Consider the following 1,055-nt stretch of genomic DNA (forward strand, 5'->3'; position numbering starts at 1 on the left):
CGGCTTCGCAGCCTGGAGGCGGATCGACGCGGCAGGCTGACGAGCGTGGTGAGCAGCCGTGGACTGATCGAACGGCTGGTGCCGACGGCGGATCTCGTGATCGGAGCTGTGCTCACCCCCGGCGGCCGTGCCCCCACGCTGGTGGACGAAGACCTGGTTCAGGCGATGCGACCCGGTTCGGTGATCGTTGATGTGGCCATTGATCAGGGCGGCTGCATTGCCACCAGCCGAGAAACCACCCACACCAATCCAACGGTGTCCATCCATGGAGTGCAGCACTACGCGGTCGGCAACATGCCTGGGGCGGTTCCATTCACGTCAACGGAGGCCCTAGTCAGCGTGACGCTGCCCTACATCCTGGGCATCGCTGGCCGCGGCCTCGAAGAGGCCTTTACCGAACGACCGGAACTACTCTCAGGCCTCAATACGGTGCAGGGATCGATCTGCCACCCCGGCGTGGCCAAAGCGCTGGGAGTTACGCCACGACACCCGATGGCCTGCCTGCGCTAGCACGATTGATTCACGAAATCGTAATAATATTGAGTCAATTGCGTGCTGTTTAAGGCATGTCGAGGGCTTTGATGTATTGCCAATCTCCATCGGTGCCTCCACCGCACCGTTGAAAGAACGACGTTTCCCGCAGCACTCCCTCGCGATGGCGGGCTTCAAAAACCACCGTTCCCATCACGTCAGCCACACCTCCATCGGTGCAGGACAGAATGCGAAGGCCCACCCAGCGCGTAGCCCGAAAACTTCGGCGCAGTTGCTGTCGTCGCTCCGCCTCAGGCAGATGTGCTTCCGGATGAGTAAGCAACAAATAGTCCAACTCACCCTTCACAAACGCCGAGTAGCGCGAACGCATTAGCTGTTCGGCCGTTTCGGCACGCTGATCGCCGCGGTGCAGGGGAGCACAGCAGGTGCGATAAGCACCGCCCCCGCAGGGGCAGGGGCCTTGATCCGTCGACATCGCAAATCCCTTGCCCTGCTTCATCACTGGATCTCCCTCAACGGTGGCAAGGGCCTCCCGAGCGCAGCTGGACTGATCCCCTCTCGTA

Annotated in this window: 1 protein-coding gene and 1 pseudogene; one reads left to right on the forward strand and one right to left on the reverse strand. The window is 61.5% G+C overall.

The window, feature by feature from the left end; translation table 11 throughout:
- Nucleotides 1-510: pseudogene (locus WH5701_RS00770) on the forward strand (alanine dehydrogenase); the annotation flags it as partial.
- 49 nt (nt 511-559) lie between these two features.
- Here WH5701_RS00770 and WH5701_RS16450 read toward each other — a convergent pair.
- Complete coding sequence (locus WH5701_RS16450) at nt 560-991, reverse strand: YchJ family protein (protein WP_006169942.1); 432 nt, start codon at nt 989-991, stop codon at nt 560-562.
- Nucleotides 992-1,055: the final 64 nt, after the last annotated feature.

The sequence above is a fragment of the Synechococcus sp. WH 5701 genome (assembly GCF_000153045.1).
GTDB lineage: Bacteria > Cyanobacteriota > Cyanobacteriia > PCC-6307 > Cyanobiaceae > Regnicoccus_A > Regnicoccus_A antarcticus.